The 26,962-nt window shown below is 36.4% G+C and carries 22 protein-coding genes, 1 other RNA gene and 2 other annotated features; of the genes, 21 read left to right on the top strand and 2 right to left on the bottom strand.

Annotated features, from left to right (window positions below; all coding sequences use genetic code 11):
- The first annotated feature begins 1 nt into the window (after position 1).
- Positions 2-643, top strand: coding sequence for a DUF421 domain-containing protein (locus tag G532_RS0103415; RefSeq protein ID WP_027963538.1), 642 nt, complete (start codon positions 2-4; stop codon positions 641-643).
- Here G532_RS0103415 and spoVB read toward each other — a convergent pair.
- Positions 640-2,181, bottom strand: coding sequence for a stage V sporulation protein B (gene spoVB / locus G532_RS0103410; protein ID WP_027963537.1), 1,542 nt, complete (start codon positions 2,179-2,181; stop codon positions 640-642). The genes G532_RS0103415 and spoVB overlap by 4 nt on opposite strands.
- Before the next feature lie 113 nt (positions 2,182-2,294).
- Between spoVB and G532_RS0103405 the strand changes: the two genes are divergently transcribed.
- The 10 genes from G532_RS0103405 to ssrS all read left to right on the top strand — a co-directional run bounded on the left by G532_RS0103405 (position 2,295) and on the right by ssrS (position 14,828).
- Complete coding sequence (locus G532_RS0103405) at positions 2,295-2,600, top strand: post-transcriptional regulator (RefSeq protein ID WP_035512476.1); 306 nt, start codon at positions 2,295-2,297, stop codon at positions 2,598-2,600.
- A 37-nt stretch (positions 2,601-2,637) separates the two neighbouring features.
- Positions 2,638-4,908 carry a protein translocase subunit SecDF gene (gene secDF, locus G532_RS0103400; protein ID WP_027963535.1) on the top strand — a complete coding sequence of 757 codons (2,271 nt, stop codon included), beginning with the start codon at positions 2,638-2,640 and terminating at the stop codon, positions 4,906-4,908.
- Positions 4,909-5,098: 190 nt separating this feature from the next.
- On the top strand, positions 5,099-5,434 hold the full coding sequence (locus tag G532_RS0103395; RefSeq protein WP_027963534.1) for a LapA family protein: 336 nt from the start codon (positions 5,099-5,101) through the stop codon (positions 5,432-5,434).
- An 83-nt stretch (positions 5,435-5,517) separates the two neighbouring features.
- The gene (gene recJ / locus G532_RS0103390) at positions 5,518-7,830 is read left to right on the top strand and encodes a single-stranded-DNA-specific exonuclease RecJ (protein ID WP_027963533.1); all 2,313 of its coding nucleotides are present in this window, start codon (positions 5,518-5,520) and stop codon (positions 7,828-7,830) included.
- The gene (locus tag G532_RS0103385) at positions 7,820-8,332 is read left to right on the top strand and encodes an adenine phosphoribosyltransferase (protein WP_027963532.1); all 513 of its coding nucleotides are present in this window, start codon (positions 7,820-7,822) and stop codon (positions 8,330-8,332) included. The genes recJ and G532_RS0103385 overlap by 11 nt, the downstream gene beginning before the upstream one ends.
- A gap of 168 nt (positions 8,333-8,500) precedes the next feature.
- Positions 8,501-10,696 carry a RelA/SpoT family protein gene (locus G532_RS0103380; RefSeq protein WP_027963531.1) on the top strand — a complete coding sequence of 732 codons (2,196 nt, stop codon included), beginning with the start codon at positions 8,501-8,503 and terminating at the stop codon, positions 10,694-10,696.
- 12 nt (positions 10,697-10,708) lie between these two features.
- A complete protein-coding gene (dtd, locus tag G532_RS0103375; RefSeq protein WP_027963530.1) occupies positions 10,709-11,158 on the top strand; it encodes a D-aminoacyl-tRNA deacylase in 450 nt (149 codons plus the stop codon).
- 49 nt (positions 11,159-11,207) lie between these two features.
- Positions 11,208-11,438: a binding site (T-box leader), on the top strand.
- A 72-nt stretch (positions 11,439-11,510) separates the two neighbouring features.
- Entirely contained in the window at positions 11,511-12,779 is a 1,269-nt protein-coding gene (gene hisS / locus G532_RS0103370) for a histidine--tRNA ligase (protein ID WP_027963529.1), read from the top strand.
- A 12-nt stretch (positions 12,780-12,791) separates the two neighbouring features.
- Positions 12,792-14,570, top strand: coding sequence for an aspartate--tRNA ligase (aspS, locus tag G532_RS0103365; RefSeq protein WP_027963528.1), 1,779 nt, complete (start codon positions 12,792-12,794; stop codon positions 14,568-14,570).
- Positions 14,571-14,644: 74 nt separating this feature from the next.
- A non-coding RNA gene (gene ssrS / locus G532_RS15790) (6S RNA) lies at positions 14,645-14,828 on the top strand.
- A 59-nt stretch (positions 14,829-14,887) separates the two neighbouring features.
- On the opposite strand, the gene G532_RS0103360 is transcribed toward ssrS, so the two are convergent.
- Entirely contained in the window at positions 14,888-15,511 is a 624-nt protein-coding gene (locus G532_RS0103360) for an RsfA family transcriptional regulator (protein WP_027963527.1), read from the bottom strand.
- Positions 15,512-15,664: 153 nt separating this feature from the next.
- Between G532_RS0103360 and G532_RS0103355 the strand changes: the two genes are divergently transcribed.
- From G532_RS0103355 to G532_RS0103310, 10 genes are all read left to right on the top strand, one after another.
- Positions 15,665-16,957, top strand: a complete 1,293-nt coding sequence (locus G532_RS0103355) for a replication-associated recombination protein A (protein ID WP_027963526.1) — start codon at positions 15,665-15,667, stop codon at positions 16,955-16,957.
- A gap of 138 nt (positions 16,958-17,095) precedes the next feature.
- The gene (gene cymR, locus G532_RS0103350; protein ID WP_027963525.1) at positions 17,096-17,515 is read left to right on the top strand and encodes a cysteine metabolism transcriptional regulator CymR; all 420 of its coding nucleotides are present in this window, start codon (positions 17,096-17,098) and stop codon (positions 17,513-17,515) included.
- 24 nt (positions 17,516-17,539) lie between these two features.
- A complete protein-coding gene (locus G532_RS0103345; protein WP_027963524.1) occupies positions 17,540-18,688 on the top strand; it encodes a cysteine desulfurase family protein in 1,149 nt (382 codons plus the stop codon).
- Positions 18,689-18,699: 11 nt separating this feature from the next.
- Positions 18,700-19,815 carry a tRNA 2-thiouridine(34) synthase MnmA gene (mnmA, locus tag G532_RS0103340; protein ID WP_027963523.1) on the top strand — a complete coding sequence of 372 codons (1,116 nt, stop codon included), beginning with the start codon at positions 18,700-18,702 and terminating at the stop codon, positions 19,813-19,815.
- A 70-nt stretch (positions 19,816-19,885) separates the two neighbouring features.
- Complete coding sequence (locus G532_RS15975) at positions 19,886-20,551, top strand: tetratricopeptide repeat protein (protein WP_027963522.1); 666 nt, start codon at positions 19,886-19,888, stop codon at positions 20,549-20,551.
- 15 nt (positions 20,552-20,566) lie between these two features.
- Positions 20,567-22,861, top strand: a complete 2,295-nt coding sequence (gene recD2, locus G532_RS0103330) for an SF1B family DNA helicase RecD2 (protein WP_027963521.1) — start codon at positions 20,567-20,569, stop codon at positions 22,859-22,861.
- A 60-nt stretch (positions 22,862-22,921) separates the two neighbouring features.
- Positions 22,922-23,124: a binding site (T-box leader), on the top strand.
- Between the two features lie 97 nt (positions 23,125-23,221).
- Entirely contained in the window at positions 23,222-25,864 is a 2,643-nt protein-coding gene (gene alaS, locus G532_RS0103325; RefSeq protein WP_027963520.1) for an alanine--tRNA ligase, read from the top strand.
- A gap of 48 nt (positions 25,865-25,912) precedes the next feature.
- Positions 25,913-26,179 carry an IreB family regulatory phosphoprotein gene (locus G532_RS0103320; protein ID WP_027963519.1) on the top strand — a complete coding sequence of 89 codons (267 nt, stop codon included), beginning with the start codon at positions 25,913-25,915 and terminating at the stop codon, positions 26,177-26,179.
- Positions 26,179-26,595: a Holliday junction resolvase RuvX gene (gene ruvX / locus G532_RS0103315; protein WP_027963518.1), complete on the top strand. Its 417-nt coding sequence runs from the start codon at positions 26,179-26,181 to the stop codon at positions 26,593-26,595. The genes G532_RS0103320 and ruvX overlap by 1 nt, the downstream gene beginning before the upstream one ends.
- A gap of 13 nt (positions 26,596-26,608) precedes the next feature.
- Positions 26,609-26,887, top strand: a complete 279-nt coding sequence (locus tag G532_RS0103310; RefSeq protein ID WP_027963517.1) for a DUF1292 domain-containing protein — start codon at positions 26,609-26,611, stop codon at positions 26,885-26,887.
- Positions 26,888-26,962: the final 75 nt, after the last annotated feature.

Raw genomic sequence — 26,962 nt, 5'->3', positions numbered from 1 at the left:
TATGCAAGAAGTCATTTTATTAATTATACGCACAGTAGGAGTATATATAGCTATTTATATAGTCTTTCGTTTCATGGGAAAAAGAGAAATTGGCGAACTAAGTGTCATGGATCTAGTAGTTTTTATAATGCTTGCAGAAATAGCGGTTCTTTCCATTGAGCAAGTGGAGGAATCGTTTTTTTTGATGTTAACTCCTATGTTTATTCTTCTAGGAATTCAATTACTTACTGCTTATGTATCGATTAAAAGTAATAGGCTCAGAACTTATTTGGACGGAAAACCGTCGATCATAATGAGGGAGGGTAAAATTGACCAAGGAGAAATGAAACGTCAGAGGTACAATTTAGACGACTTGTTATTACAGTTACGAGAAAAAGACGTAATCGATCTTCGAGAAGTGAGTTTAGCAGTGTTGGAAACAAGCGGTAAACTATCCGTATTCAAAAAAAAGGACCACCCTCCATCTACGATTGAACCAATAATCGTTGATGGGGTGATCCAGCAACAAGCCTTAATAGACCATAACCTATCTGAGGATCAATTATTAAACGAACTTAAGAGCAGGGGAATCACGACTCATAAACAAATATTGCTAGCTCAACGGTTTGACGATGGGTCCTATTTTTTGGATTTCAAAAATTAGCCTTTGTTTGAAAGACGAAAGTGACGAAATTCATCTTTTTGAATTAATTTGAAGCAAAATAGTAAGAACAAATATACAATGGATAGGATCAAAATAATGCTTATGATTGATAAAATGCTTCCATCTGTGAAAAAGATTTTTAAATTAAATCCTGTAGTATAAGTTATTCCTAATACTAATAGCATTCTGACAAAAAGCATTAACGGGAAAGTATAGTGAATTAACTTATATAAACTAATAAAGTGAAGTAGGGTAACTGTGATGATTCCAATTAGTAAAGAAAGCATGACCCCATCCATTCCAAAAGATGGATTTGTAGCAAGGATCCAAAGCGTAGCTAGTTTTACTAAGGCTCCAACTAAGCTATTCACCATAGCTTGTTTGGCGAAATTTAAAGCTTGTAGTGTAGCTTGTAATGGAGCTTGGAAATATAATAATAAGAAAAATGGAGCCATGAAAGTTAAAAAGGTTGCACCGCTTTGACTGCCGTACATTACTTCTAAAATGGAAGCTGCTAATAACATGAATACAATTGTAGCTAGTCCACCTGAAGCAAAGGATATTCTTAAAGCCTGCGTTAATCGGAATCGAATCGTTTCTTGATGGTTTAAACTATTTGATTCACTAATAGAAGGTATTAACGCAACAGATATCGAATGTGTAATAAATGTAGGTAGTAATAAAAGCGGGAGTACATAACCTGTCAACTGTCCATAAAGCTTCGTACTTTCTGCAATTGTATATCCTGCGATTAACAAACTCTGAGAAACTAAAATAGGTTCAAGAAAATACGTAGTCGAGCCGATCATTCTTGTCCCAGCCGTAGGAAGAGCAATTTGTAAAATGTTCACAAAAGTTTCTTTGCACTTTTGGATTGGTTTCCTTAAACTTGTAAAGATACTTATGTGTTTATATTTCTTAAAGCAGAGTAGCATGTAACAAAGGGATAGCAGTTCTCCAAGAACAACAGAGAACATTGCGCCAGCTGCTGCCCACTCGATACCATAAGGTAGTAATTGTTTTACAAATATTACTACTAAGAGAATTCGAAAAACTTGTTCAATGACTTGAGAAGTTGCCTGAGGAACCATATTCTGCATGCCTTGAAAGTATCCTCTTATGACAGAGGATATGGCGATTATTAGGATGATCGGAGTCATGACTAACATCGGTATGAACGTGCGGGAGTCTGTAATGAGATACGTTGTAACAAATGGTACAGCGACTACAAATAAGGCTGATAGTAAGATACTTAAACAAATAGTGATTGAGAAGGAAATCAATAGTATTAAACGTATCCTCTTTTGATCATTAACTACATTGGCTTCTGCAACTAGTTTAGAAACAGCAACAGGAATTCCTATTTGAGATAAAGTAATCATAAGAAACAAGGCAGGAAGTGAAAGCATGTAAATTCCAATTCCATCTTCACCTAAGAGACGTGCCATAACTATTCTGTTAACGAAACCTAGTAATCTGCTGATCATTCCAGCTATTATTAAAATTATTGCACCTTTAATGAAAGTCTGTTTGGACAATTTAGTAAACCTGCCTTCTCAAAAGAATGAATTTTCGGTACAATAATCTATATGCTTGTCTTTACCAATATCATGATTAATCTTTGATATTAATCATAGGGAGGCCAATATTATTGGAACCAATTAAAAAGCATGTAAACCAGTGGAGACCTTACATTCATGAAGCGATGAATAGTAAGATAGATGAATTAGAGATGCTCGGGTATGAACGCCCTACAAAGAAAGAATTATGGGAATGCCTGGAAGCAAAAGTGTGGAGAAAAGAGAAGGAAAAGACATTGCATCAGGTAGTACAAGATGTGCTTCATTTGAAAGACGCTATTTATATGAGTTATTTAACTGTAGAAGCACAGAAACAAGATGATAATTTAATGGAGTCAATTCAGGCATTAACAAATAAGCAAGGGAAAGGACAGTAAGTTTATTAACTTACTGTTTTAAGGGGGAAAACTACATATGAAAAGGAAGGGCAGAATCGTCGCCTTTTTTATAATTGTTCTTCTATTAGGAGGACTGATTGGAACGACGACGAATTCCATCACGAAAGAAATACCCTTAGGATTAGACTTGCAAGGTGGATTCGAAGTCTTATACGAGGTAGAACCGTTAAATGATTCACAAGAAGTGAATGACCAAATGCTAGAAGCGGTTGTTCAAAGCTTGTACCAACGTGTCGATGTCCTAGGTGTTAATGAACCTTTAATTGATATTGAAGGGGATAATCGAATTCGAGTACAATTAGCAGGTGTGAGCGATCAAAACGAAGCAAGAGAGATATTATCCACGACTGCTAATATATCTTTTCGTGGCGTAGATGATGAGCTTTACTTTGATGGTTCTGAGTTAGTGGAAGGTAGTGCAAGGCAAGATTTTGACCAAACGAATAATGCGATTGTAACGCTTGAGACAAAGCGAAATTTCGGTGATAGTGATTATGATAATTTTGCGGATGTAACGAGAGAAATTTCGCAAATGCCCGTTGGAGAAAACAGGTTAGTAATTTGGTTAGATTATGAAGAAGGAGATTCGTTTGAAGATGAAATTGGTTCAGAAGATCCTAAGTACATCTCTGCACCTTCTGTTGACCAAGTGATCTCTAGTACCAATGTGCAAATCACAGGCGATTTTACGATTGATGAAGCCCAAACTTTAGCAGACCTTTTAAACTCTGGTTCCTTGCCAGCTGATTTAGAAGAGGTTTATTCCGTAGCAGTTGGAGCTCAGTTTGGTGAACAAGCATTAGATCGAACCATCACTGCTGGTATTTTAGGTGTTATTTTAATATTAGTTTATATAATCGCTTTTTATAGGTTCCCAGGAATCATTTCAGCAGTAACATTAAGTGCTTATATTTACTTAATTTTAGTCGTTTTCGAGGCGATTAATGGGGTCTTAACCTTACCAGGAATTGCAGCTCTGGTGTTAGGTGTTGGTATGGCTGTAGACGCTAATATCATCACGTTTGAACGGATAAAGGAAGAGCTGAAGTCAGGAAAAACACTTCGTTCTGCCTTTAAAGCAGGTAACAAGCGATCGTTATCTACAATTCTAGATGCGAATGTGACAACCATTTTAGCAGCAACCGTCTTATTTATATTTGGTACGAGTTCTGTTAAAGGTTTCGCAACTATGTTGATTATAAGTATCCTATTAAGCTTTATTACAGCTGTATTTGGCACAAGGTTGTTATTAGGGCTATGGGTGAACAGTAAAGTGTTAAATAATCGCCCAAGATTATTTGGTGTGAAACCGACAGAAATTAAAGATATAAATAAAGGCGAGGAAGTAGAACCTCACCTCTTTGGTAAAACGTTTAATTTTGTGCAACATCGAAAGAAATTCTTTGCTATTTCAATAGCTGCCGTTCTCGCAGGTATACTCTTCTTATCTACTGCTGGACTAAACTTAGGAATTGATTTTGAAAGTGGTTCTCGAGTTCAAGTGTTAGCAGATGATACATTAACTCAAGAAGAATTAATAGATGAGTTTGCGGAGATCGGTCATGAACCAACACAGATTGTCATGGCTGGGGATGATGAAGAAATTGGAATGGTGCGATTTGATAAAGTGTTGTCGCAGGATGAGATTGCTGAAGTGAACTATCACTTTGAAGAAGTTTATGGCAATCAGCCAAGTGTAAGCACGGTCACACCAAAAGTAGGACAGGAACTTGCTATGAATGCCGTTTATGCGGTTTTATATGCTTCTATTGGTATTGTGATTTATCTAGCCTTTAGGTTTGAATTGTTCTTTGCAATTACTGCTATTGTTGCATTATTGCATGACGCATTTTTCATACTCGCGTTATTTAGCATATTCCAATTTGAATTTGATATCACTGTGATAGCCGCCATACTGACGATTGTCGGTTATTCGATCAACGATACCATCGTAACCTTTGACCGAATACGGGAAAACTTACAATTAGAAAAACGAGTGAAGACATTTAAATCACTAGCTGCGATTGTTAACAAGAGTTTAATGCAAACGCTGGCAAGAAGTTTTAACACAGTGATTACAGTAGTATTTGCAGCACTAATGTTATTTATATTTGGTGCCCAAGCCATCACTTACTTCTCGTTTGCTTTAATAGTTGGGTTACTAGCAGGTACGTATTCTTCCTTATTCCTTGGAGCGCAACTTTGGCTTGTATGGAGAGGGAAATCGATCGATAAGAATCCAGTTAATTATGAAAAGAAAGAACCTACAGGTGGTCCACAGGTATAATGAGTAAAGGTGAGGAGCTTATAATAAGCTTCTCACCTTTTTTAAACTGATTGGATCTTAAAATAGTTAAATTTCAATTACTACAACGAAAGCACTTAAGGAATATACTTCGTCTTCAAGTTTCTCTTCCAACTAAATAGGGAATATAATGAATATTATAATAAATAGTTATGAATAAGGAGGAATAAAATTGAAACAGCAATCATGGATCATCTTAACCTTAGTATTCGCAGTTATTATTGCGGTGTTTGCGGTAATTAATGTGGAAGCTGTCCAAGTAGATTTCCTATTTACAGAAACAGATGCTCCACTCATTTTAGTGATTTTATTTTCAGCATTATTAGGAGCACTATTAGTTACAGCTTTCAGTATTTCAAAATTTTATCAAATGAAGCGGGAGATTAAAGTATTAAGTGGCAAAGAAACGAAAGACGAATCTGCAACGGAGCCAAAAGATCCGCAATACGAACATGAAGATGATAATTCCGTTATCCATCATGATCAAAATGATTGGACAAATCGGTAATGAGGTAAGGGCAATTAAGTAAATAGTAAGATTGCTACCCCTGGTCTGCTCTTGTATAATGAGTAGGTCAGGGGTGAGTTATTTTGTTAGATAGTAAATATAATTGGCAGTTTAATGATGATATAGAGGATACGACTATTGATTTAAACATTTCGAATATAATCAAGAAAATTTTACATAAAAGAGGGATTAAGAATACACAGGAAGCTGAAGAATTCTTATATCCTAAAATTGAAAATCTGCATGACCCATATCTATTTCAAGATATGGACTTAGTTGTAAATCGAGTGTTTCAAGCGATTGAAAACCAAGAAAAAATTCTTATTTACGGTGATTATGATGCGGACGGTGTAACATCGACAGCGGTATTGGTTTATACCCTAAGAGAAATGGGAGCACTTGTGGATTACTATATTCCAAATCGCTTCACTGAAGGATATGGGCCAAATGTAGAAGCTTTTCAACTAGCAAAAGAAAATGGTGTATCAGTAATTATTACGGTTGATAACGGTATTGCTGCACCTAAAGAAGCAAGTCTAGCTCGTGAACTTGGTATTGATTTGATTATTACGGATCACCACGAGGCACAAGATGAAATGCCAGAAGCATATGCGATTATCCACCCAGGATTAGAAAAAGAATACCCTTTTAATGAGTTAGCAGGGGTGGGGGTTGCATTTAAAGTAGCACAAGCATTATCTAAAGAATTTCCGAAACACCTATTATCACTAGTTGCAATTGGAACAGTGGCAGACTTAGTTTCACTTAGAGGAGAAAATCGAATTTTAGTAAAAAGTGGACTAAAAGAAATGGACCGGTCAAGTTTTCCAGGGATCCATGCATTAAAGAAACTTGGTAAAATCGAAACGGAACTAACTACAGAGCATATAGGCTTTATCATTGGTCCAAGATTAAATGCGGTTGGAAGGTTGCAAGATGCCTCATTAGCAGTGGATTTATTACTAGAATCTGATGATGTGTTAGCTAATGACATGGCTGAGGAGATTAACGCAATTAATCAAGAACGTCAGCAAATCGTCCGGAAAATAGCAGAAGAGGCGTTTGAAGAAATAGAAGCAACAATGAAAGATGACGATATAATTATCGTTGCAAAAGAAAATTGGAATCCTGGTGTATTAGGTATCGTAGCATCTCGCATTGTAAATAAATATCATAGGCCTGCAATCGTACTTGGAATTAACGATGATGGTGAAACCGCAAAAGGTAGCGCTCGTAGTATCGATGCATTTGATTTATTTAAAGAATGTATGAATGTAAAAGATTTGTTCCTTCAAGTTGGTGGACATGCGCAAGCAGCGGGCATGACAGTAGAGTTAAGTAAATTGGAACAGCTGAGAGAAGCATTAAATGAACGTGCCTCTTTACTGACTAAAGAAGACTTCCAACAACATCTTATCGTGGAAGATACAGTACAGTGGAAAGACTTAGACCTGGAGTTTCCAAAAGAATTAGAACTATTAGCACCATTTGGGATGCAAAATGAAAAGCCGTTATTTCAAATAGAATCGATTGATTTAAAACATATACGTAAAATTGGAGCAAAGAAAAATCATTTGAAATTAACAGGGGAAAAAGAAGATGCAGCGATCGAGATGATTGGTTTTCAATTTGGTGAAGTAGCTGATGCTTTAACACCTGGTGCTTCTATTGATGTATTAGGTGAGATTGAAGTGAATGAGTGGAATGGAAATAAAAAATTACAAGTAAAATTACAAGACATCCGTTGTAGACAGTGGCAATTGTTTGATTTTAGAGGAAAAACAGTTCCTTTTGAAGTAGAAAAATCACTCGCTACAGAAAATACACTTGCAATAAGTTTTAACCAAAGACTAAAAAACGACTGGATCAATATCATACCTTATGAAGAGGTTCAAAGTTCTGATTTAGAAAAAACAAAGCGTTTAGCTCTCTATGAACTACCGAATAATATGAAGGAACTAGAATCCATATTACATCTATCTACTTACGAAGCTATTTACTTGTGTTATCAAAATTCTGATTCTCAACTGCTATCACGACTTGCAAACCGAGATGACTTTAAAGAATTATATATTACATTAAAAAAGCATAAAAGAATCATGGAAAACCAAAAACCTCAATTAGCAGAAGCAAAAAACTGGAGCATGAATCAAGTTGATTTTATGATTAAAGTGTTTTTTGAATTAAACTTTGTTAAAATAACTAATGGTGAGATTATTTTTCACCAAGAGAGTGAGTTCAAACCACTCGAAGAATCAAAAACATATCTTAGGAAAATAGACCAAAGAGAAGTAGAAGAGTTGCTTTATTTCTCTAATTATAAAGACATCAAAAGTTGGTTTAATGAGCGTTTACAGGCAAAAGCCTCGGAAGGAGAAGTAGTATATGAATTTTAAAGATTATATAACAATTGTGGAAGACTGGCCTAAAGAAGGTATTAGGTTCAAAGATATTACTACATTAATGGATAATGGCCCAGCTTTTAAGGCTGCTGTTGATGAGATTGTGAAATATGCAAAGGAACAGGATATAGATGTAATTGTTGGCCCTGAGGCTCGTGGGTTTATTGTAGGTTGTCCTGTATCATATGCACTAGAAGTAGGGTTCGCACCTGTTCGTAAAGAAGGGAAGCTACCGCGTGAAACCATTAAAGTTGATTATGGCTTAGAATACGGAAGTGATGTATTAACCATTCATAAAGATGCTATTAAACCTGGTCAACGTGTATTATTTGTTGATGACTTGTTAGCAACAGGTGGTACAGTTGAGGCGACGATCGATTTAGTAGAACAATTAGGTGGTAATATTGTAGGTTGTGCCTTCTTTATTGAATTGACATATCTTGATGGTCGTGACAAGCTTAAGGATTATGATATACTTACACTTATGCAATATTAATAAATTCTCTTAAGATATAATGAGATGGCTGACTCTTTTAAAAAGAGAGTCAGTCTATTTTATTCAAGAACATACTTTTCAAATACTTTACAATGAATATGTAATTAGGAATAATAGAAAAAAGAATACATAATAAAGATTTAAAACTACAAACTTCTAGGTGATCTTATGGCTAAACATGGAACGAAATCAATTGAAGAAGTTATTGAAGAGGCAAGCTGCTATTTGAATGAAGAAAATACAGCTTTTATTCGTCGTGCATATGACTTTGCTTATAAAGCTCACGAAGGGCAAACTAGAAAATCCGGAGAATCTTATATTGTCCACCCTGTCCAAGTAGCTAGTATTTTAGTTGAACTAGAAATGGACCCAGCTACGATTGCTAGTGGCTTCCTACATGATGTTATTGAAGACACGGGTATTACATTTGAAGACTTAACGGAATCTTTTAATGAAGAAGTGGCATTATTAGTAGATGGAGTTTCTAAATTAGGTAAAATAAAATATAAATCAAAAGAAGAACAGCAAGCTGAAAATCATCGTAAAATGTTTATCGCTATGGCAAAGGATATTCGTGTCATTCTAATCAAGTTAGCTGACCGCTTACATAATGTCAGAACACTAGATCACCTACCAGAGCATAAACAAAGACGTATAGCTAATGAGACATTGGAAATTTTCGCACCGCTTGCACACCGGTTAGGTATTTCCACAATCAAATGGGAGCTTGAAGACATTTCTTTACGTTATTTGAATCCTAAGCAGTACTACCGAATTGTAAACTTAATGAAGCAAAAGCGTGATGAAAGAGTTCATTATATTGAAAAGGTAATAGAGGAAATCAATACGCAGTTACATGACGTAAATATTACTGCTGAAATATCAGGAAGACCGAAGCATATTTACAGTATATTCAGGAAGATGGAGTACCAGAAAAAAGACTTTAATGAAATTTATGATCTATTAGCAGTTAGAGTTATTGTGAAAAGCATCAAGGAATGTTATGCCGTCTTAGGTATCATTCATACTTGTTGGAAACCAATGCCGGGTAGGTTTAAAGATTATATTGCAATGCCAAAGCCTAACCTATACCAATCCCTTCACACCACAGTGATTGGTCCTAAGGGTGACCCATTAGAAGTTCAGATTAGAACCCAAGAAATGCATGAGATTGCTGAATATGGTATCGCTGCTCACTGGGCCTATAAGGAAGGTACAACTCAATCTGAAAATCCAGAAGATATGTCTAAGCAACTTGCGTGGTTTAGAGAAATTTTGGAATGGCAAAATGAGACGAATGATGCGGAAGAATTTATGGAATCGCTTAAAGTGGACTTCTTTTCTGATATGGTCTACGTTTTTACACCAAACGGAGATGTGATCGAACTCCCTAGCGGTTCGGTACCACTAGACTTTGCTTACCGAATCCATACAGAAGTAGGGAATAAAACGATTGGTGCTAAAGTTAACGGAAAAATGGAGCCATTAGATTACAAACTCCATACTGGAGATATCATTGAAATGGTTACCTCTAAGCATTCCTATGGTCCATCAGAGGATTGGCTGAAAATAACTCAAACTTCACAAGCTAAAAATAAAATCAAACAATTCTTTAAGAAACAACGCCGAGAAGAAAATGTTGAACGCGGCAGAGAATTAATTGAAAAAGAATTAAAAAACATGGGGCTAAGTCCTAAAGAAGTACTGAATGAAACGAATATTAATCATGCGTTAGATCGATTACATCAGAATACACTTGAAGACTTATTTGCGATTGTTGGCTACCAAGGTGTTACTGCACTTCAAGCTGCCAACCGTCTAACGGAAAAGATAAACGAGAAGAAAAAACCTGTAGATCTAGAAGACACGTTAAAAGAAGTACAGCAAGAAGTGGAAACAAAGAAGAAGCGCTCTACTGGGGCAGGTGTAAATGTTAAGGGAATTGATAATTTATTAATTCGATTATCAAAATGCTGTAACCCAGTTCCTGGTGATGAGATTGTTGGTTTTATCACAAAGGGTCGTGGCGTATCGGTCCATCGCTCGGACTGTCCTAACATTTCAAGTGAGCCAACGGAACGTCTTATTGAAGTGGAATGGGAAAATGAAGTTCAACATAGAAAGAACTATAGTGTTGATCTTGAAATATCAGGGTTTGATCGCAGTGGATTACTTAATGAAATTTTACAAGTAGTCAATGAAACAAACACTGATATTGTTGCTGTAAATGGAAAGTCTGATAAGAATAAAATGGCGACCATTCATTTAACTATTTTAATTCATAATGTAGACCATTTACGTAAAATTGTAGACCGAATCAAAAAAATCCGAGATGTATTCACGGTTCAACGAACGGTTCATTAAGGAGTAGAATTTATGCGTGCAATTGTACAACGAGCTTCTAATGGTGAAGTGAAAGTAAATAATAAATCCACAGGTGCAATTGATGTTGGTTTAGTAGTTTTACTAGGTGTTACTCATGAAGACACAATAGAAGACGCAAAATACCTAGCGGATAAAATTGCGAATTTACGTATTTTCGAAGATGATGAGGGTAAAATGAATTTATCTGTTAAAGAGATAGGTGGAAAAGTACTCTCCATTTCGCAATTCACTTTATATGGGGATACTAAAAAAGGCAGACGTCCTAATTTTATGCAGGCTGCAAAACCACCTGTTGCTGAAGAGTTATATGAAAGCTTTAACCAGTGTATTTTAGACCAAGACCTAGGATTAGAAACTGGTGCATTCGGTCAATACATGGAAGTCTCTTTAACAAACGATGGGCCTGTGACTTTAATTATCGATTCAAACGATAAAAAATAACTTGACAACTTCATATTTCATTTATATGATATGTAGAACATTTTAATACGAAAAGCCGGTGAAGGAAAAAGTAAGAAGGATACGCGCATTTAGAGAGAGTTTATCATGGCTGAAAATAAACTTATGGGCGAGCTTTGTGAAAGACATTCCTGAGGCATCTAATCGAACTGGGTGAACCCCCATAGTAGGTTTTGATCGCGAGAAGCGTTATGCAGAAGAAGTGAAAGCAATATTTATTTGCTTTAATCAGGGTGGCAACACGGGTAATCTCGTCCCTATCGATCTATAGGATTGATAGGGACTTTTTTATGTTTTGTCTCAAATTTTACATAATTCCAAGGAGGAATCGACCATGAATATAAATGTTCCAAGAGGTACAGAGGACTTATTGCCCGAACAAACAAAAAGGTGGCAAGTGATTGAAAATACATTTAAAAGACTAGCTGAAGTGTATCATTATCAGGAAATACGAACACCAATTTTCGAACGTACGGAATTATTCCAACGCGGTGTTGGAGACTCTACTGATATTGTACAAAAAGAGATGTATACATTTGAAGATCGAGGTGGAAGAAACTTAACACTTAGACCCGAAGGCACTGCTTCTGTTGCAAGAGCCTATGTTCAGCACAAATTGCATGGCAAAGTTGATCAACCTTCGAAATTGTATTACATTGGTCCGATGTTTCGTTATGAAAGACCACAACAAGGTCGTACTAGACAATTTACACAGTTTGGAATCGAAGCTATTGGGAGTGCCGACCCAGCAATTGATGCAGAAGTAATAGCTTTTGCAATGGATAGTTACCAGGCGTTAGGTTTAAAATCATTAAAATTAGTACTCAATAGTTTAGGTGATAAAGAAAGCAGAGAGGCACATCGTCAAGCCTTAGTTAACCACTTCACCCCTTATAAGAACGAATTATGTGGGGATTGCCAAAATCGATTAGAACAGAATCCATTAAGACTGTTGGATTGTAAAGTAGATCGTGATCATCCTTCTATGAAGAATGCTCCTTCTATTCTTGAATATTTAAATGACTACTCAAGTAATTATTTTGAAGAAGTGAAAAAGCATTTAGATGCCATGGAAATAAAGTATACAGTTGATGAAACTTTAGTTAGAGGGTTGGATTACTACACTCATACAGCATTTGAAATCATGAGTGAATCTGAAGGTTTTGGAGCAATCACCACTTTATCTGGTGGTGGTCGATATAATGGATTAATTCAAGATCTTGGTGGACCAGAAATGTCAGGGATCGGATTTGCCTTAAGTATTGAGAGGCTACTTATGGCACTTGATGCGGAGAAAGTAGAGTTGGAACAACCAAAAGAGTTGGATTGTTTTGTTATTACTCTTGGTGATGAAGCGAAATATGCATCCTCGAAGTTAGTAAATACACTAAGGAAAAATAACTTAAAAATTGACCAAGATTATTTAGGAAAGAAAATGAAAGCTCAATTTAAGGCAGCGGATCGATATAATGCAAAGTTTGTTGTCATCTTAGGAGAAGAAGAGGTTCAATCTGGTGTTGTAAATGTTAAAAATATAGAAACTGGAGAGGAACAATCTGTTGAATTTGACGACGTAGCGAGACTTATTAAAGAGAGAGTTTAAGGAGGATATATCATGCATGAACGAACAATGAGTGGAGTATTAAGAAAAGAACATGTAGGTGAAACTGTAACGTTAAAAGGCTGGGTACAAAAAAGAAGAGATTTAGGTGGTTTAATTTTTATTGACCTTCGTGATCGATCTGGAATTGTGCAAACGGTCTTCAGTCCTGATCATGCAAAGGAAGCTCTAGAGATTGCCGAAAAAGTCAGAAGTGAATTTGTGTTAGAGATTACCGGTACAGTAAAAGAGAGAGATCGTTCTACAGTAAACGAACGCATGGATACTGGTGAAATAGAGGTACTAGCAGATCACATTAACATTATAAATCAATCGAAGGCATTACCGATAAAAATGGATCAAACAGAGGACTTAACAGAAGAAACAAGGTTGAAGTATCGTTATTTAGATCTTCGAAGACAGACGATGCAAGAAACAATGATGCTAAGGCACCAAACCGCTCAAGCCGTTCGTAATTACCTTAACAGTAACAACTATCTTGAGATGGAAACACCAATATTAACGAAAAGCACTCCAGAAGGTGCTAGAGATTATTTAGTTCCTAGCAGAGTCCATCCAGGAGAATTTTATGCTCTACCACAATCACCGCAGTTATTTAAACAATTATTGATGGTTTCAGGTTACGAAAAGTACTATCAAATTACTCGTTGTTTTCGCGATGAAGACTTACGAGCAGATCGTCAACCAGAATTCACTCAAATAGATATCGAGACTTCTTTCTTGTCTCAAGAAGAAATTATGCAAATGACGGAAGAGATGCTTCAGTCTGTCGTAAGACAAGTAAAAGGACAAGAAGTTACTGTTCCTTTTCCAAGACTGACCTACACAGATGCAATGAATCGCTATGGCTCTGACAAACCAGATACTCGTTTTAATTTAGAACTTGTTGACATGAATGAAACGGTTAGAAATAGTGGTTTTAAAGTATTTAATCAAGCTGTTGAGAATGGCGGCCAGGTAAGTGCCATTAATGTAAAAGGGCAAGCATCCCATTTTTCTCGGAAAGACATCGATAAGCTAACTGAATATGTCGCTGTGTACGGAGCGAAAGGACTTGCTTGGGTAAAAGTAGCCGATCAAAGCTTAACAGGACCTATAGCTAAGTTTTTCTCTGAGGACGATCAAGCAGCAATAAAAGACCAATTAGATGCAGTAGATGGGGACTTATTATTGTTCGTCGCAGATCAACCTTCTGTCGTACATGCAAGTTTAGGCGCTTTACGTTTGAAACTTGGAAAAGAACTTAATCTTATTGATGAAACGAAATTTAACTTCTTATGGGTAACCGATTGGCCATTATTTGAATATGATGAAGAGGAAGGCAGATACCATGCAGCCCATCACCCATTCACTCTGCCCCAAGAAAGTGATATGGAACTATTAGATTCAAATCCGCATGAAGTGAAAGCACAGGCTTACGACGTAGTGTTAAATGGGTTTGAACTCGGTGGTGGTTCCCTTCGTATTTATAAAAAAGACATGCAAATGAAAATGCTAGAGCTTTTAGGATTTAGTCAAGAAGAAGCGAAGGATCAATTCGGATTTTTGTTAGAGGCATTAGAGTTCGGTGCTCCGCCGCATGGAGGGATAGCGTTAGGGTTTGACAGACTTGTTATGTTACTTGCAGGGAAATCAAACTTACGAGACACCATTGCATTTCCTAAAACTGCATCTGCTTCTGATCTACTAACGAAGGCACCATCTAAAGTTAGTACCGATCAATTAGAAGAGCTTCATTTAAAAACAAGTGGGAAAGCAGTAAACGAAGAATAATTGTAGAATTTGTAAGGTGATTTAGCTTGAATAGCGAGATCATATATGCTATTATTCAATTACAATATAAATAACTAATCCTAATGTGTTCGTCTCATCCGAATATGTTTTGACCGAACACTTATATCTTTGGGAGTCCAACGTTTCCATGGTGCGTAAATGCCTTTTATAGGACTTACAACAGTACATGGAACAGGACACCCACCTGCCTTGAGCGGGTTCAAAACCACAAGGATGAACGGCACAATTGGGATTAATACATAAAGTCATTAAAAAGCTACTTCAAAGTTGAAGTAGCTTTTATTTTGATCTGATTGCTATTTAGCTAATTGTTCAAGGTTACCGTTTTTCTCCATTTTAAAAGCTGGAGAGTGAAGTTCTTCTTCTTTTTCATCAAAAAGCATCATTTTCCTAGCACGTTCCATCATATTAATAAAAAGTTGATAGTCTTGTTGTAATTGTTCATACGAATCCTGTAATCGCTCATTTTTCTTTTGTAATCTTTGATTCTCTTCTCTTAGTAACTTATTATCTTCTTGTAGTTCACGAAGTTGTTTTTCAGAAGATTGATTTAACACATCAGAAGCTTTCAAAAGTTCCAATTGTTTAATCATTTCATCTATTTTTATGTTTATTGGCTTAGAGTGACTCTGTTCCTTGTTTAATATATTCATTTCTTTTGGTTTATTAGATTTTTTGTCTGCATTCGCTTTTTTGTAAGTCTTTCGTTGTCTTTTAGCTAAATCTACTGCTTTTTCATAGTTTTGTCTTACTTCAGCATTCCATCTAAAACCACATGCAGCTGCAGTTCTATTAAGTTGATCTCCAACCTCCTCAAATGCAGTTAATTGCGTGCTTCCTTCCCTGATATGTCTCAATACTGTTTCTGCTAAAAGTAAATCATCTTCGTGTGACCAAGCATCTTGTCTAACTTTTACCATTGTGGTCATTCCTCTCTATTTAATAGTATCTTGTTTCTATCATGTGCAAGAGATTTTCATAATATACATACTTTCAATGGTGAATATTCGTCAGATCTCGCTATCTTATAGTAAAATAAGTAAGAATGTATGAAATGAAGTAGGTGAAAGTTCATGTTATATAAAGAACCCTTAGCATATCGTATGCGACCAGAAATTATTGATGAAGTAGTTGGTCAACAAGATTTAATAGGAAAAGACCAACCATTATATAGAATGATTGAAAAAGGACATGTTCCTTCTATGCTTTTATATGGCGAGCCTGGAACAGGGAAGACCTCATTAGCTTTTGCTATAGCTGGTTCTACCAATATGGAATTCTATGCTATCAATGCAACGACAGCTAGTAAAAAAGATGTCGAAGAAATTATAGCGAAGGCTAGAATGTCTAATAATGCCGTATTATTTATTGATGAAATCCACAGATTTAATAAGAGTCAGCAGGATTATTTGTTAAAGGCATTGGAAGAAGGAGTTATTACGTTGATTGGGGCAACTACAGAAAACCCTTTTCATAGTGTGAATAACGCAATTCGTTCTAGGTGTGGACAAATCAAACAACTGTCTCCACTAGGTAAAAATGATATTCTTTCTTTATTGCTAAGAGCTCTTAAGGATGACGAAAAAGGTCTAGGCGACTTATCTATAAACATTCAGGATGTGCACTTAGAGAAAATTTCTTCGATTACTGGCGATGCTCGAACTGCCTTAACTCTGCTTGAAGATATTGTATTCGCTTCGTTAGAAGATGAGGATGGAGTCTATCAAATAACAGATGAAACAGTGGAATATTGTTTAAAAAATAAAGGATTCACTCATGATAAAAAGGGTGATATTTATTTTAATCTACTTTCAAGCTTTCATAAAAGCGTCAGAGGAAGTGATGTAGATGCATCTCTTCATTATTTAGCAAGGTTATTAGAAGGTGGAGATCTTGAATCGATTACGAGAAGATTATTAGCTATCGCATATGAGGATGTTGGTTTAGCTAATCCTCAGGCAGGAGCAAGGGTACTTTCAGCTATTGAAGCGGTTGAAAGATTAGGCATGCCAGAAGCAAGGTTACCATTATCGGTTACAACAATAGAACTATGCTTATCTCCCAAATCGAATACTGCATATAAAGCTTTGGATAAAGCGATAAAACACGTTCAAAAAGGGGTTACTAGTGATATACCTGACCACCTTAAAGATACACATTATCAAGGGGCGAAAGAATTAGGTCATGGAGAAACGTATAAATATCCACACAATGATGAGCGTGGTTGGGTCTACCAAGAGTATTTACCAAAAGCACTTCAGCAAGCTTCCTATTATGACCCAAAGGAAATTGGAGAAGAAAAAAAGCTAGCTCAAGTTCATGAAAAGTTAAATAAACTGAAGCAAGACATGCGCAAAAAGAAGTAAGTGCATCCCGCATGCACAACCGTATTAAATGTGCTATAATCACATGTGGTTTTTTGATAAATGACGTCTCTTAAAACGAAACATGGCTTATTTGCTCATGTTATAATGGAATAGAGGAAACAGTAAGGAGGGCCATGTGTGAAAATCTCGACTAAAGGTCGCTATGGATTAACTATTATGATTGCTTTGGCTAAAAATTATGGTGAGAAACCATTACCATTAAAAGCAATTGCAAACGAATATAACCTATCAGAACATTATTTAGAACAATTAATCGCTCCTCTTCGAAATGAAGGGTTAGTTAAAAGTGTTCGAGGTGCCAAAGGTGGGTATCTTTTAACGAAAGAACCTAAACTGATCACAGCAGCAGATATCATCCGCACATTAGAAGGCCCTATTCGACCGGTAGAAGAAATGGATGATGAAGAGCCTGCTAAAAGAGAATTATGGAAGAGAATTCGTGATGCTGTTAAAGATGTACTTGAAACTACCTCCCTTCAAGATTTAGCTGAATATGAAAAAGGTGATTATCAAGAGGAACACATGTTTTACATTTAAGCATCCAGTTAAGTAGGTGATAAAATGGATTATATATATTTAGATCATGCAGCAACAACCCCTCTACACCAAAGTGTCCAATCGGAAATGAAAGAAATGATTTCCAAAGCTTTTGGTAATCCTTCTAGCATTCATCACTTTGGTAGAGAAACGAGAAAAGTATTGGACCGTGCCCGAGAAAACGTTGCAACTAGCATCAATGCAAAATTTAATGAAATAATATTCACAAGTGGTGGTACGGAAGCTAATAATCTTGCTATCTTTGGAGCAGTAGAGGCTAATAAGGATAAGGGTAACCATGTGATTACGAGCGAAATAGAACATCATGCAGTGCTTCATCCGTTTGAAGAGTTAGAACGCAAAGGGTATGAGGTTACTTATTTACCAGTAGATACTAGTGGCACCATTTCAATGGCTGATTTTCAAAAAGAACTACGTGACGATACTATTTTTGTGAGTGTAATGACAGTTAATAATGAGACGGGCATCCGTCAACCAGTTGAGAAAATTGCCGATCAATTAAAAGATCACCAAGCAATCTTCCACACAGATGCTGTCCAAGCTTATGGAGTAGAATCTATTGACGTTAATGAACTTCCAGTAGATTTATTAACCGTTTCTTCTCATAAAATTTATGGGCCAAAAGGAATTGGTTTTTTATATAAGAATCATTCGATCCATGTGAAGCAACAATTATTTGGTGGGGAACAAGAACGTAAATGGCGTTCTGGTACAGAGAATGTCTTAGCTATTGTAGGGTTTGATCAAGCAATTCGTTCTTTAAAGGAAGAATTAAATAGTCGCAAGAAACACTATGAGAAGCTTTCAAATGAATTCATTAAACAGTTACAAGCATCTGACGTGATCTGTTCTATAAATGGTGAGACTTCCTTAAGAAGTCCTCACATCGTGAATGTAAGCTTCGAACAAACAGATGTGGAACAATTATTAATGAATTTAGATTTAGAAGGAATTGCTGTTTCATCTGGTTCTGCTTGTACAGCAGGTTCTATTAATCCTTCTCATGTGTTAACTGCAATGTATGGAGAAGAAGATGCTCGTCTTCGTAATTCTGTACGATTTAGTTTTGGAAAAGATAATAATTTAGATGACATAAAACGAGTTGTGAACACATTAGAGAAAATAACATCGCGTTTACGTCGTTTGGCATAGGTGGTGAAAAAATGACAGATCGTTCAAATATTCGAGTAGTAGTAGGAATGTCGGGTGGTGTTGATTCCTCCGTAACAGCTTTACTGCTTAAAGAACAAGGTTATGATGTAGTAGGAATCTTCATGAAGAATTGGGATGATACCGATGAATTTGGTGTTTGCACTGCTACAGAAGACTATGAAGATGTAGCAAGAGTGGCCAACCAACTAAATATTCCTTATTACTCAGTTAATTTTGAAAAACAATACTGGGATAAGGTGTTTCAGTATTTCTTAGACGAATATAAAGCAGGTAGAACCCCTAACCCTGATGTAATGTGTAACAAAGAAATAAAATTTAAAGCATTTCTTGATCATGCTGTTAGTCTTGGCGCAGATTATCTTGCAACAGGTCATTACGCGCAAGTAGATGAGCAAAACGGAGAAGTGAAAATGTTAAGAGGGGTCGACCGGAATAAGGATCAAACGTATTTCTTAAATCAAATTCCCAAAGACATTCTACCTAAAATCCTTTTCCCTTTAGGTGAATTAGATAAGAAGGAAGTTCGGGAGTTGGCAAAAAAACATGAACTTGCTACTGCTACGAAAAAAGATAGCACAGGTATTTGTTTTATAGGAGAAAGAAACTTCAAAGAATTTCTAAGCGAATATTTACCTGCTCAGCCAGGTAATATGGAAACGCTAAATGGAGAAGTAAAAGGAAAACATGATGGTCTAATGTATTATACAATTGGTCAACGTCAAGGATTAGGCATTGGTGGTGCTGGCGATCCGTGGTTTGTAGTAGGTAAAAATGTGAAAGATAATATATTGTATGTGGAACAAGGTTTTCATCATGACGCGTTATATTCGGACTCCCTACAAGCAGTTGATCTTAATTGGTTGATTACAGACGTTCCAACAGAACCATTTTCTTGTACAGCGAAATTCCGTTACCGTCAGGAAGACCACGCTGTAACTGTATACCCAGCCAATAATCTTAAAGAGGCTAGTGTGGTTTTTGATGAAGCTGAACGCGCGATTACACCTGGACAGGCTGTTGTCTTTTACGACGGAGATATTTGTCTTGGTGGGGGAACAATTGAAGAAGTTTTTAAGGAAAATAAACCATTAGCTTATTTAGGTTAAGGAAGCAATAAAAGTCAGCACATAAAAGTGGTGGCTTTTATTTTACTACATAGAAATGAGGGATTTTATAATGAGTGAATTAACAAAAGGCATTGAACATATGCAAAACGGTAATATGGAAGAAGCAGCGCAGGCTTTTAATGATTATATTGAGGCTAATCCGAAAGATCCTGTTGGATATATTAACTTTGCCAACTTACTTGTTCACATCAAGGAATTTGACCGTGCGAAAACTTTTTTTGATAAGGCCACTTCACTAGAAGAGAAAATTCCGGCAGCTTATTATGGCTTAGGAAATTTATATTTTGAACAAGAACAATACAAAGAAGCAACGAAACACTTTCAAACCGCAATGAAACAAGGATTAGATGAAGCGGATTTATATTTTATGCTTGGTCTATCTTTATTAAATCAAGAAATGCCTAAACTAGCTATGCCCTATATGCAGCGCGCAAGTGAAATGAGCCCAGAAGATGTAGATGTGCAGTTTCAATATGGACTTACACTTGCTTTTGCAAAAGAAATTGAAAATGCTCTTCAACAAATGGACCATGTGTTAAAATTAGATCACGAACACCCAGATGCTTACTATAATAAAGGAGTTTGTTATTTGTATTTGGAACAAGCAGAAAAAGCGTTACTACAGTTTAATGAAGCGCTTCGCATCCAACCTGACCACTTATTAGCAGGAAACGGGAAGAAACAAGTGGAAGAGGCATTGAACGAAGAAGACTAAAGGAGTATCTTGATCATGCAGGAGCAAAATTATGTGAAAGCACAACTAAGCCATATGATCTTTCATAAAGCGGAAAGTCAATTTTCAATTGCTTCTGTGATCGTGGAGGATACTAATCTAGAGTTTGATGAAGAAGAATTGGTAATCAAAGGTCATTTCCCGCCGTTAACACATGGGAATGATTATATTTTTTATGGGGTGTTACAACAACATCCTAAATTTGGTGAGCAGTTGAATGTTTTCACATATGAAAAGGAACTTCCTAAAACGGAGGAAAGTTTAATAAAGTATTTATCTAGTGACCTCTTTTATGGCGTAGGGGAAAAGACGGCAGAGAAAATTGTGAACCATTTCGGCCTTTCAGCTGTTGACCAAATTCTACGGGATGAGTCATTACTTGATCAAGTAAGTGGACTAAAGCCAGATTTGAAGAAGCAATTTATTGCGGATCTACGTGTGAATCAAGGATTCGACCAAGTTACTATTGAGTTAGCCAAGTACGGGGTTGGCCTCCAATTGGCACAGAAAATTTATAAAGCATATCAGGAAAGCACCATTACTCAATTGAATGAAAATCCGTATCAATTTGTCTTTGATATTGAAGGGTTTGGCTTTCAAAGAGCAGACGAAATTGCAGCACAAATGGGAATTAAAGATGATCACCCAACGCGTGTTCAGGCCGGAGTTTTACATGTGCTAGAAATGGAGTCTATGAATGGACATGTTTACGTAGATGATGATTATTTAATGCAGCAATTAAATGTGTTACTACATAAAGGTCATCCAATAGAAAATCAACAGTCATTCGAAGAACATTTACAAGCTTTATTAAAAGAAGAAGTAATAGTAAAAGAAGGAAATCGAACCTATCTACCACAGTTGTTCTTTGCAGAAGAAGGTGTAGCTTCTCAGCTAACCCGAGTACTTGAGACAAAAGAAGACTCCTTTTATGACGAGAGTGAATTAATGCAGTTAATCGGTGAAATAGAAGAACAAGAAGGAATTGCTTATGGTAGCGAACAATATGAAGCAGTTAAGAAGGCACTTGAACATCAAGTTATGATTCTTACGGGTGGTCCTGGTACAGGTAAAACTACAGTGATTAAAGGGATTATTCATTGTTACGAAGCCTTGATACAAAAAGGCAAGACAAAACATAATTCTGACTTTGTGTTAGCAGCACCTACTGGAAGAGCCGCTAAACGTTTAACAGATTCCACTGGGTTAAAAGCAAAAACCATTCATAGTTTACTTGGATGGTCAGGAGAAAGCGAGTTCGAATATAATAGTAGTAATCAACTGAAGGGCAAACTTTTGATTGTAGATGAATTTTCGATGGTAGATATTTGGCTTGCGAACAGCTTATTAAAAGCAATTCCAAGTGGGATGAAAGTTATATTCGTTGGAGATGAAGACCAGCTACCTTCTGTGGGTCCTGGCCAGGTGCTAGCTGACCTATTAATAAGTAATTCTGTACCAATATGCCAACTCACTGAAATTTATAGACAGAAACAAGATTCATATATTGTTAAACTTGCTCATGATATTAAACATGATCAACTTCCAGAGAGTTCTGTAGGAAAAAAAGCCGACTTTAATTTCTTTGAAACCACTACAGATCATGCTTTACAAACTATCGAAAAAATCGTAACTAAAGCGATGGAAAAAGGTTATAGTCCTCGTGATATACAAGTTTTAGCACCAATGTATAAAACAAATGTAGGGATCCATAAACTAAATGAAACACTGCAAAATCTGTTCAACCCAGAAAAAAAGGGGAAACGAGAACTGCAGCATTTTGATTATATTTATCGTACAGGCGATAAAGTTATACAATTGGTAAACCAACCCGAGAAAGATGTATTTAACGGTGATATTGGAGAAATTGTAGCAATTAAAAAAGCAAAGGAATCAGAATCAAAGAAAGACGAACTGATTATTAATTTTGATGGTATGGAAGTATCTTATACGAAGAATGATTTTAATCAGATTATGCTAGCTTATGCTATTTCGATTCATAAATCACAAGGAAGTGAATTCCCAATAGTAATTGTTCCGATTGTGAGGTCGTTTAAACGAATGCTGGTAAAGAATTTAATTTATACAGCCGTCACTAGAGGGAAGTCGTCATTAATTATCTGTGGAGAATATGATGTTTTTTTAGAAGGTATGCAGAAGAAAAATGCGTATGATCGAAATTCCACCCTTGTTGAGCGGATTCAATCAATGATGGGTACTTCAAATAAAAGCTTAGACAATGGTGAAGAAGACGAAGATGAAGAAAATTTGTCGCCTTATGACTTTATGTAAATGAGCATAATAATAATTGACACATTTTACATGGTTACTTATACTTTTATTAGAAGATCAATTAATACGAAGAGTGACACGAGTAAATAGTCGTCTGCTTAAAGAGAAGTGCTTCATTAGCTGAGAGAAGTACAAAGTAAGACACTATTGAAGCTAGTCAGGAGTGCGGCTAATCCCCGCCGTTTTGCCGCGTTAAGGTGTAAGGAGATAAGTCTAATGCTGACTTATAATCAGGGTGGTACCGCGGTGAAGTCGTCCCTACATTCAATTGTAGGGGCGATTTTTTAACTTTTATTACAGATTCTTTAACTGTTGTGTAGTGATTCGATTATATAAAATATTAACCTGGAGGAATTATAAATGAAAAAGATGCAGTCTCAAGAAGTAAGGCAGTTATTTTTAGAATTCTTTAAAGAAAAAGGTCACGACATAGAACCAAGTCGGTCGTTAGTACCTCAGGAAGACCCAACATTATTATGGATCAACAGTGGTGTAGCAACACTTAAAAAGTATTTCGATGGGAGAATCATCCCTAACAACCCAAGAATAGTAAATGCTCAAAAATCCATTCGCACAAATGACATTGAAAATGTAGGCTTTACAGCAAGACACCATACATTCTTTGAAATGCTTGGAAACTTTTCAATAGGAGAGTATTTTAAAGAAGAAGCAATGCTATGGGCATGGGAATTTCTAACGAGTGAAAAATGGATAGGATTCGATCCTAATCTTCTTGCTGTTACCGTGCATCCAGAAGATGAAGAAGCATATGCCCTTTGGATTGATAAAGTGGGGCTTCAACCAGAACAAATTATAAGAATTGAAGAGAATTTCTGGGATATTGGTGAGGGACCAAGTGGACCAAATACGGAGATCTTTTATGACCGAGGTGAGAAGTACGGAAATGATCCTCAAGATCCTGAATTATACCCCGGTGGAGAGAATGAAAGGTATTTAGAGATATGGAACTTAGTTTTTTCACAGTTTAATCATAACCCAGATGATACGTATACTCCTTTACCAAAGAAGAATATTGATACTGGTATGGGCTTAGAAAGAATTGTTTCAGTCATCCAAGACACACCAACAAACTTCGAAACGGATTTATTTTTGCCAATTATTAAACGAACGGAAGAGCTTTCAGGAAAGAGATATGGACAAGATGCACGTCAGGACACAGCTTTTAAAGTAGTAGCAGATCATGTTCGTACGGTCGCTTTTGCAATAGGGGACGGGGCCCTTCCTTCGAATGAAGGTAGAGGGTATGTTTTAAGAAGGCTGCTACGCCGGGCTGTTAGGTTTGCTAAAGATTTAGATCTGAATAAACCTTTTTTGTATAATTTAGTAGATGAAGTTGCATCTGTTATGCATGATTTTTATCCAGAAGTAACAGAGAAGAAAGAGTTTATAAAAGATGTGGTGAGAAAAGAAGAAGAACGTTTTCATGAGACTTTACAAGAAGGTCTAGCAATCCTTGAGAAAGTGATGAAGGTTGAAAAAGACAAAGGAAGTAATACTTTCCCAGGAGAAGAAGTATTCACTTTATATGATACGTATGGATTTCCAAAAGAACTAACGGAAGAATACCTTGAAAATGAAGGATTTACGATTGATGAGGTTGGGTTTGAACGCGAAATGAAAGCTCAACGTGATCGAGCGCGCCAAGCAAGACAAGACGTAGGATCTATGCAAGTGCAAGATGAAGTTTTACAATCCATTACAGAACCTAGTGAATTTGTTGGGTATCAAATTCTTGATAGCGAAACTTCCATTGCAGCTCTTGTTCTCAATCAACAGAAAGTGGAACAGGTAAATGCTGGCGAAGTAGCTACAGTTGTATTAAATAGTACGCCTTTTTATGCTGAGAGTGGTGGACAGATTGCAGATGATGGCACGATTGAATCAGCTACAGGAAAACTGCAAGTCAAACAAGTAATAAAAGGTCCAAATGGTCAACATCTACACCAAGTAGAAGTAGTAGAAGGTGAACTTTCTCTTCATCAAGACGTTCGAGCAGTAGTAAACGCAGAAGCTAGAAAGCAAATTATAAAAAACCACACGGCAACTCACTTACTCCACCAAGCGTTAAAAGATGTGATTGGTGATCATGTGAACCAAGCTGGATCATTAGTTGCAACTGATCGCTTGCGCTTTGACTTTAGTCATTTTAATGCGGTTACGAAAGAAGAGTTAGAGCAAATCGAAAAAATCGTTAATGAAAAAATCTGGTCTGCTAAAGAGGTTTCGATCACTCATCAAAAATTAGAAGATGCTAAGCAAATGGGTGCAATGGCATTATTCGGTGAAAAATATGACAATATTGTTAGAGTAGTAGCAATCGATGATTACAGTATTGAACTTTGTGGAGGTTGTCATGTCCAAAATACAGCAGAAATAGGCATGTTTAAACTTGCAAGCGAAACCGGAATCGGTGCAGGAACAAGAAGAATAGAAGCTTATACTGGAAAAAGTGCGTATGAATACTTCCAAGGTAGAGAAGAACTATTAGGTAGTGCAGCTGCATTATTAAAGACAAGTACAGAGAAAGTTCCAAGTCGAATAGAAGTATTATTTGATGAACTTAAAGCATTGAAACAAGAAAATGAATCCTTATCGGCAAAAGTTGCGAATGCACAATCAGCTAATATTTTAGACCAAGTGAAAGAAGTTGGAGGCATACCATTACTTGCCGAAAAAGTACAAGTTAGTGATATGAATGCCTTAAGAAATATGGTTGATGAGTTAAAGCAGAAGATGAATTCTGGAGTTATCCTACTAGCGATGGAATCGAATGGGAAGGTTCAGTTAGCTGCAGGTGTAACAAAAGATTTAATGGAACAAGGATTCCATGCTGGAAATTTAATCAAAGAAGCTGCAACTAAGTGTGGAGGAGGCGGTGGAGGCCGTCCTGATATGGCTCAAGCTGGTGGTAAGCAACCAGAAAAAATGGAAGATGCATTACTGTCAGCAAAAGATTATATCGAAATGGTTTTATCTTCCTAGCTTTTGCGGTTATAATAAAATCAGAGTGCACTTAAGGGGGATCATAAAATGAGTAACGATCATACGATGAAATTTCAATTCTCAGAAGATCCGGAAGAACAAAAGGTGAATGAGATCTTACAAAGTGTTTATCAGTCACTAGAAGAAAAAGGGTACAACCCAATTAATCAAATTGTAGGTTATTTGTTGTCTGGTGATCCTGCATATATCCCTCGGCATAATGATGCTCGTAATTTGATTAATAAAGTAGAACGTGACGAAATCATCGAAGAAGTAGTTAAACACTATTTAAAATCGAATAAAGAGGAAGTTTAATGAAGTCATTAGGATTAGATGTTGGAGAAAAAACAATTGGTGTAGCTGTTTCAGACGCACTTCAATTTACAGCTCAAGGTATTGAGACAATAAGATGGGACGAATCTGATTATTCAACTGCCTTTGAGCGATTAAATGAAATTATTAAATCTTATGAAATTACAACTATAATTGTTGGCTTACCTAAGAACATGAATGGTACAATAGGACCTCGTGGGGAAGCCTCACAAGATTTTGCTGCTTATTTGAAAGACACATTTAAAGTAGAAGTAGTGTTGTGGGACGAACGATTAACTACAATGGCAGCAGAAAAAGTCCTTTTAGATGCAGATGTAAGTAGAAAAAAGCGCAAAAAGGTGATTGATAAAATGGCTGCTGTGATGATCCTTCAAGGATATCTTGACAGTAAGCAATAAAGGAGTGTTTAACATGGATGAAAAAGAACGCATCATCATCCCTGATGAATCAGGTGAAGAGCATTTATTTGATGTATTGTTTACTTTTGATGTAGACCATACGGAAAAGTCTTATTTAGTTGCAGTTCCGGCTGAACAAGACGAGGAAGAAGAAGTTGAAGTATTCGCTTTTCGTTTTGAAGAAACAGATGGAGACCCTGATGACTTAACGCTCTATCAGATTGAAACAGACGAAGAGTGGAAAATGGTAGAAGAAATGCTTGCTACATTTACTGAAGAAGAGCAAGAGTAGTAAGAATGAGCTGGGATAAAATATCCTAGCTCTTTCTTTTAATTATTTCCTTGTTCACATAAACCATAGAAGAAC

The organism is Halalkalibacillus halophilus DSM 18494 (assembly GCF_000423105.1).
Taxonomy (GTDB): domain Bacteria; phylum Bacillota; class Bacilli; order Bacillales; family Alkalibacillaceae; genus Halalkalibacillus; species Halalkalibacillus halophilus.
Note: the sequence above shows the minus strand (reverse complement) of the source record. Positions and strands in the feature narration are given on the sequence as shown.

Excerpts from the sequence above, each read along its gene's own strand:
- alaS (WP_027963520.1), top strand. The coding sequence starts at position 23,222 with ATGAAAAAGATGCAGTCTCAAGAAGTAAGGCAGTTATTTTTAGAATTC.
- G532_RS0103415 (WP_027963538.1), top strand. The coding sequence starts at position 2 with ATGCAAGAAGTCATTTTATTAATTATACGCACAGTAGGAGTATATATA.
- G532_RS0103355 (WP_027963526.1), top strand. The coding sequence starts at position 15,665 with ATGTTATATAAAGAACCCTTAGCATATCGTATGCGACCAGAAATTATT.
- G532_RS0103345 (WP_027963524.1), top strand. The coding sequence starts at position 17,540 with ATGGATTATATATATTTAGATCATGCAGCAACAACCCCTCTACACCAA.
- G532_RS0103380 (WP_027963531.1), top strand. The coding sequence starts at position 8,501 with ATGGCTAAACATGGAACGAAATCAATTGAAGAAGTTATTGAAGAGGCA.
- G532_RS0103385 (WP_027963532.1), top strand. The coding sequence starts at position 7,820 with ATGAATTTTAAAGATTATATAACAATTGTGGAAGACTGGCCTAAAGAA.
- secDF (WP_027963535.1), top strand. The coding sequence starts at position 2,638 with ATGAAAAGGAAGGGCAGAATCGTCGCCTTTTTTATAATTGTTCTTCTA.
- recD2 (WP_027963521.1), top strand. The coding sequence starts at position 20,567 with ATGCAGGAGCAAAATTATGTGAAAGCACAACTAAGCCATATGATCTTT.
- G532_RS0103360 (WP_027963527.1), bottom strand. The coding sequence starts at position 15,511 with ATGGTAAAAGTTAGACAAGATGCTTGGTCACACGAAGATGATTTACTT.
- aspS (WP_027963528.1), top strand. The coding sequence starts at position 12,792 with ATGCATGAACGAACAATGAGTGGAGTATTAAGAAAAGAACATGTAGGT.
- hisS (WP_027963529.1), top strand. The coding sequence starts at position 11,511 with ATGAATATAAATGTTCCAAGAGGTACAGAGGACTTATTGCCCGAACAA.
- G532_RS0103310 (WP_027963517.1), top strand. The coding sequence starts at position 26,609 with ATGGATGAAAAAGAACGCATCATCATCCCTGATGAATCAGGTGAAGAG.
- G532_RS0103320 (WP_027963519.1), top strand. The coding sequence starts at position 25,913 with ATGAGTAACGATCATACGATGAAATTTCAATTCTCAGAAGATCCGGAA.
- G532_RS15975 (WP_027963522.1), top strand. The coding sequence starts at position 19,886 with ATGAGTGAATTAACAAAAGGCATTGAACATATGCAAAACGGTAATATG.
- mnmA (WP_027963523.1), top strand. The coding sequence starts at position 18,700 with ATGACAGATCGTTCAAATATTCGAGTAGTAGTAGGAATGTCGGGTGGT.
- dtd (WP_027963530.1), top strand. The coding sequence starts at position 10,709 with ATGCGTGCAATTGTACAACGAGCTTCTAATGGTGAAGTGAAAGTAAAT.
- ruvX (WP_027963518.1), top strand. The coding sequence starts at position 26,179 with ATGAAGTCATTAGGATTAGATGTTGGAGAAAAAACAATTGGTGTAGCT.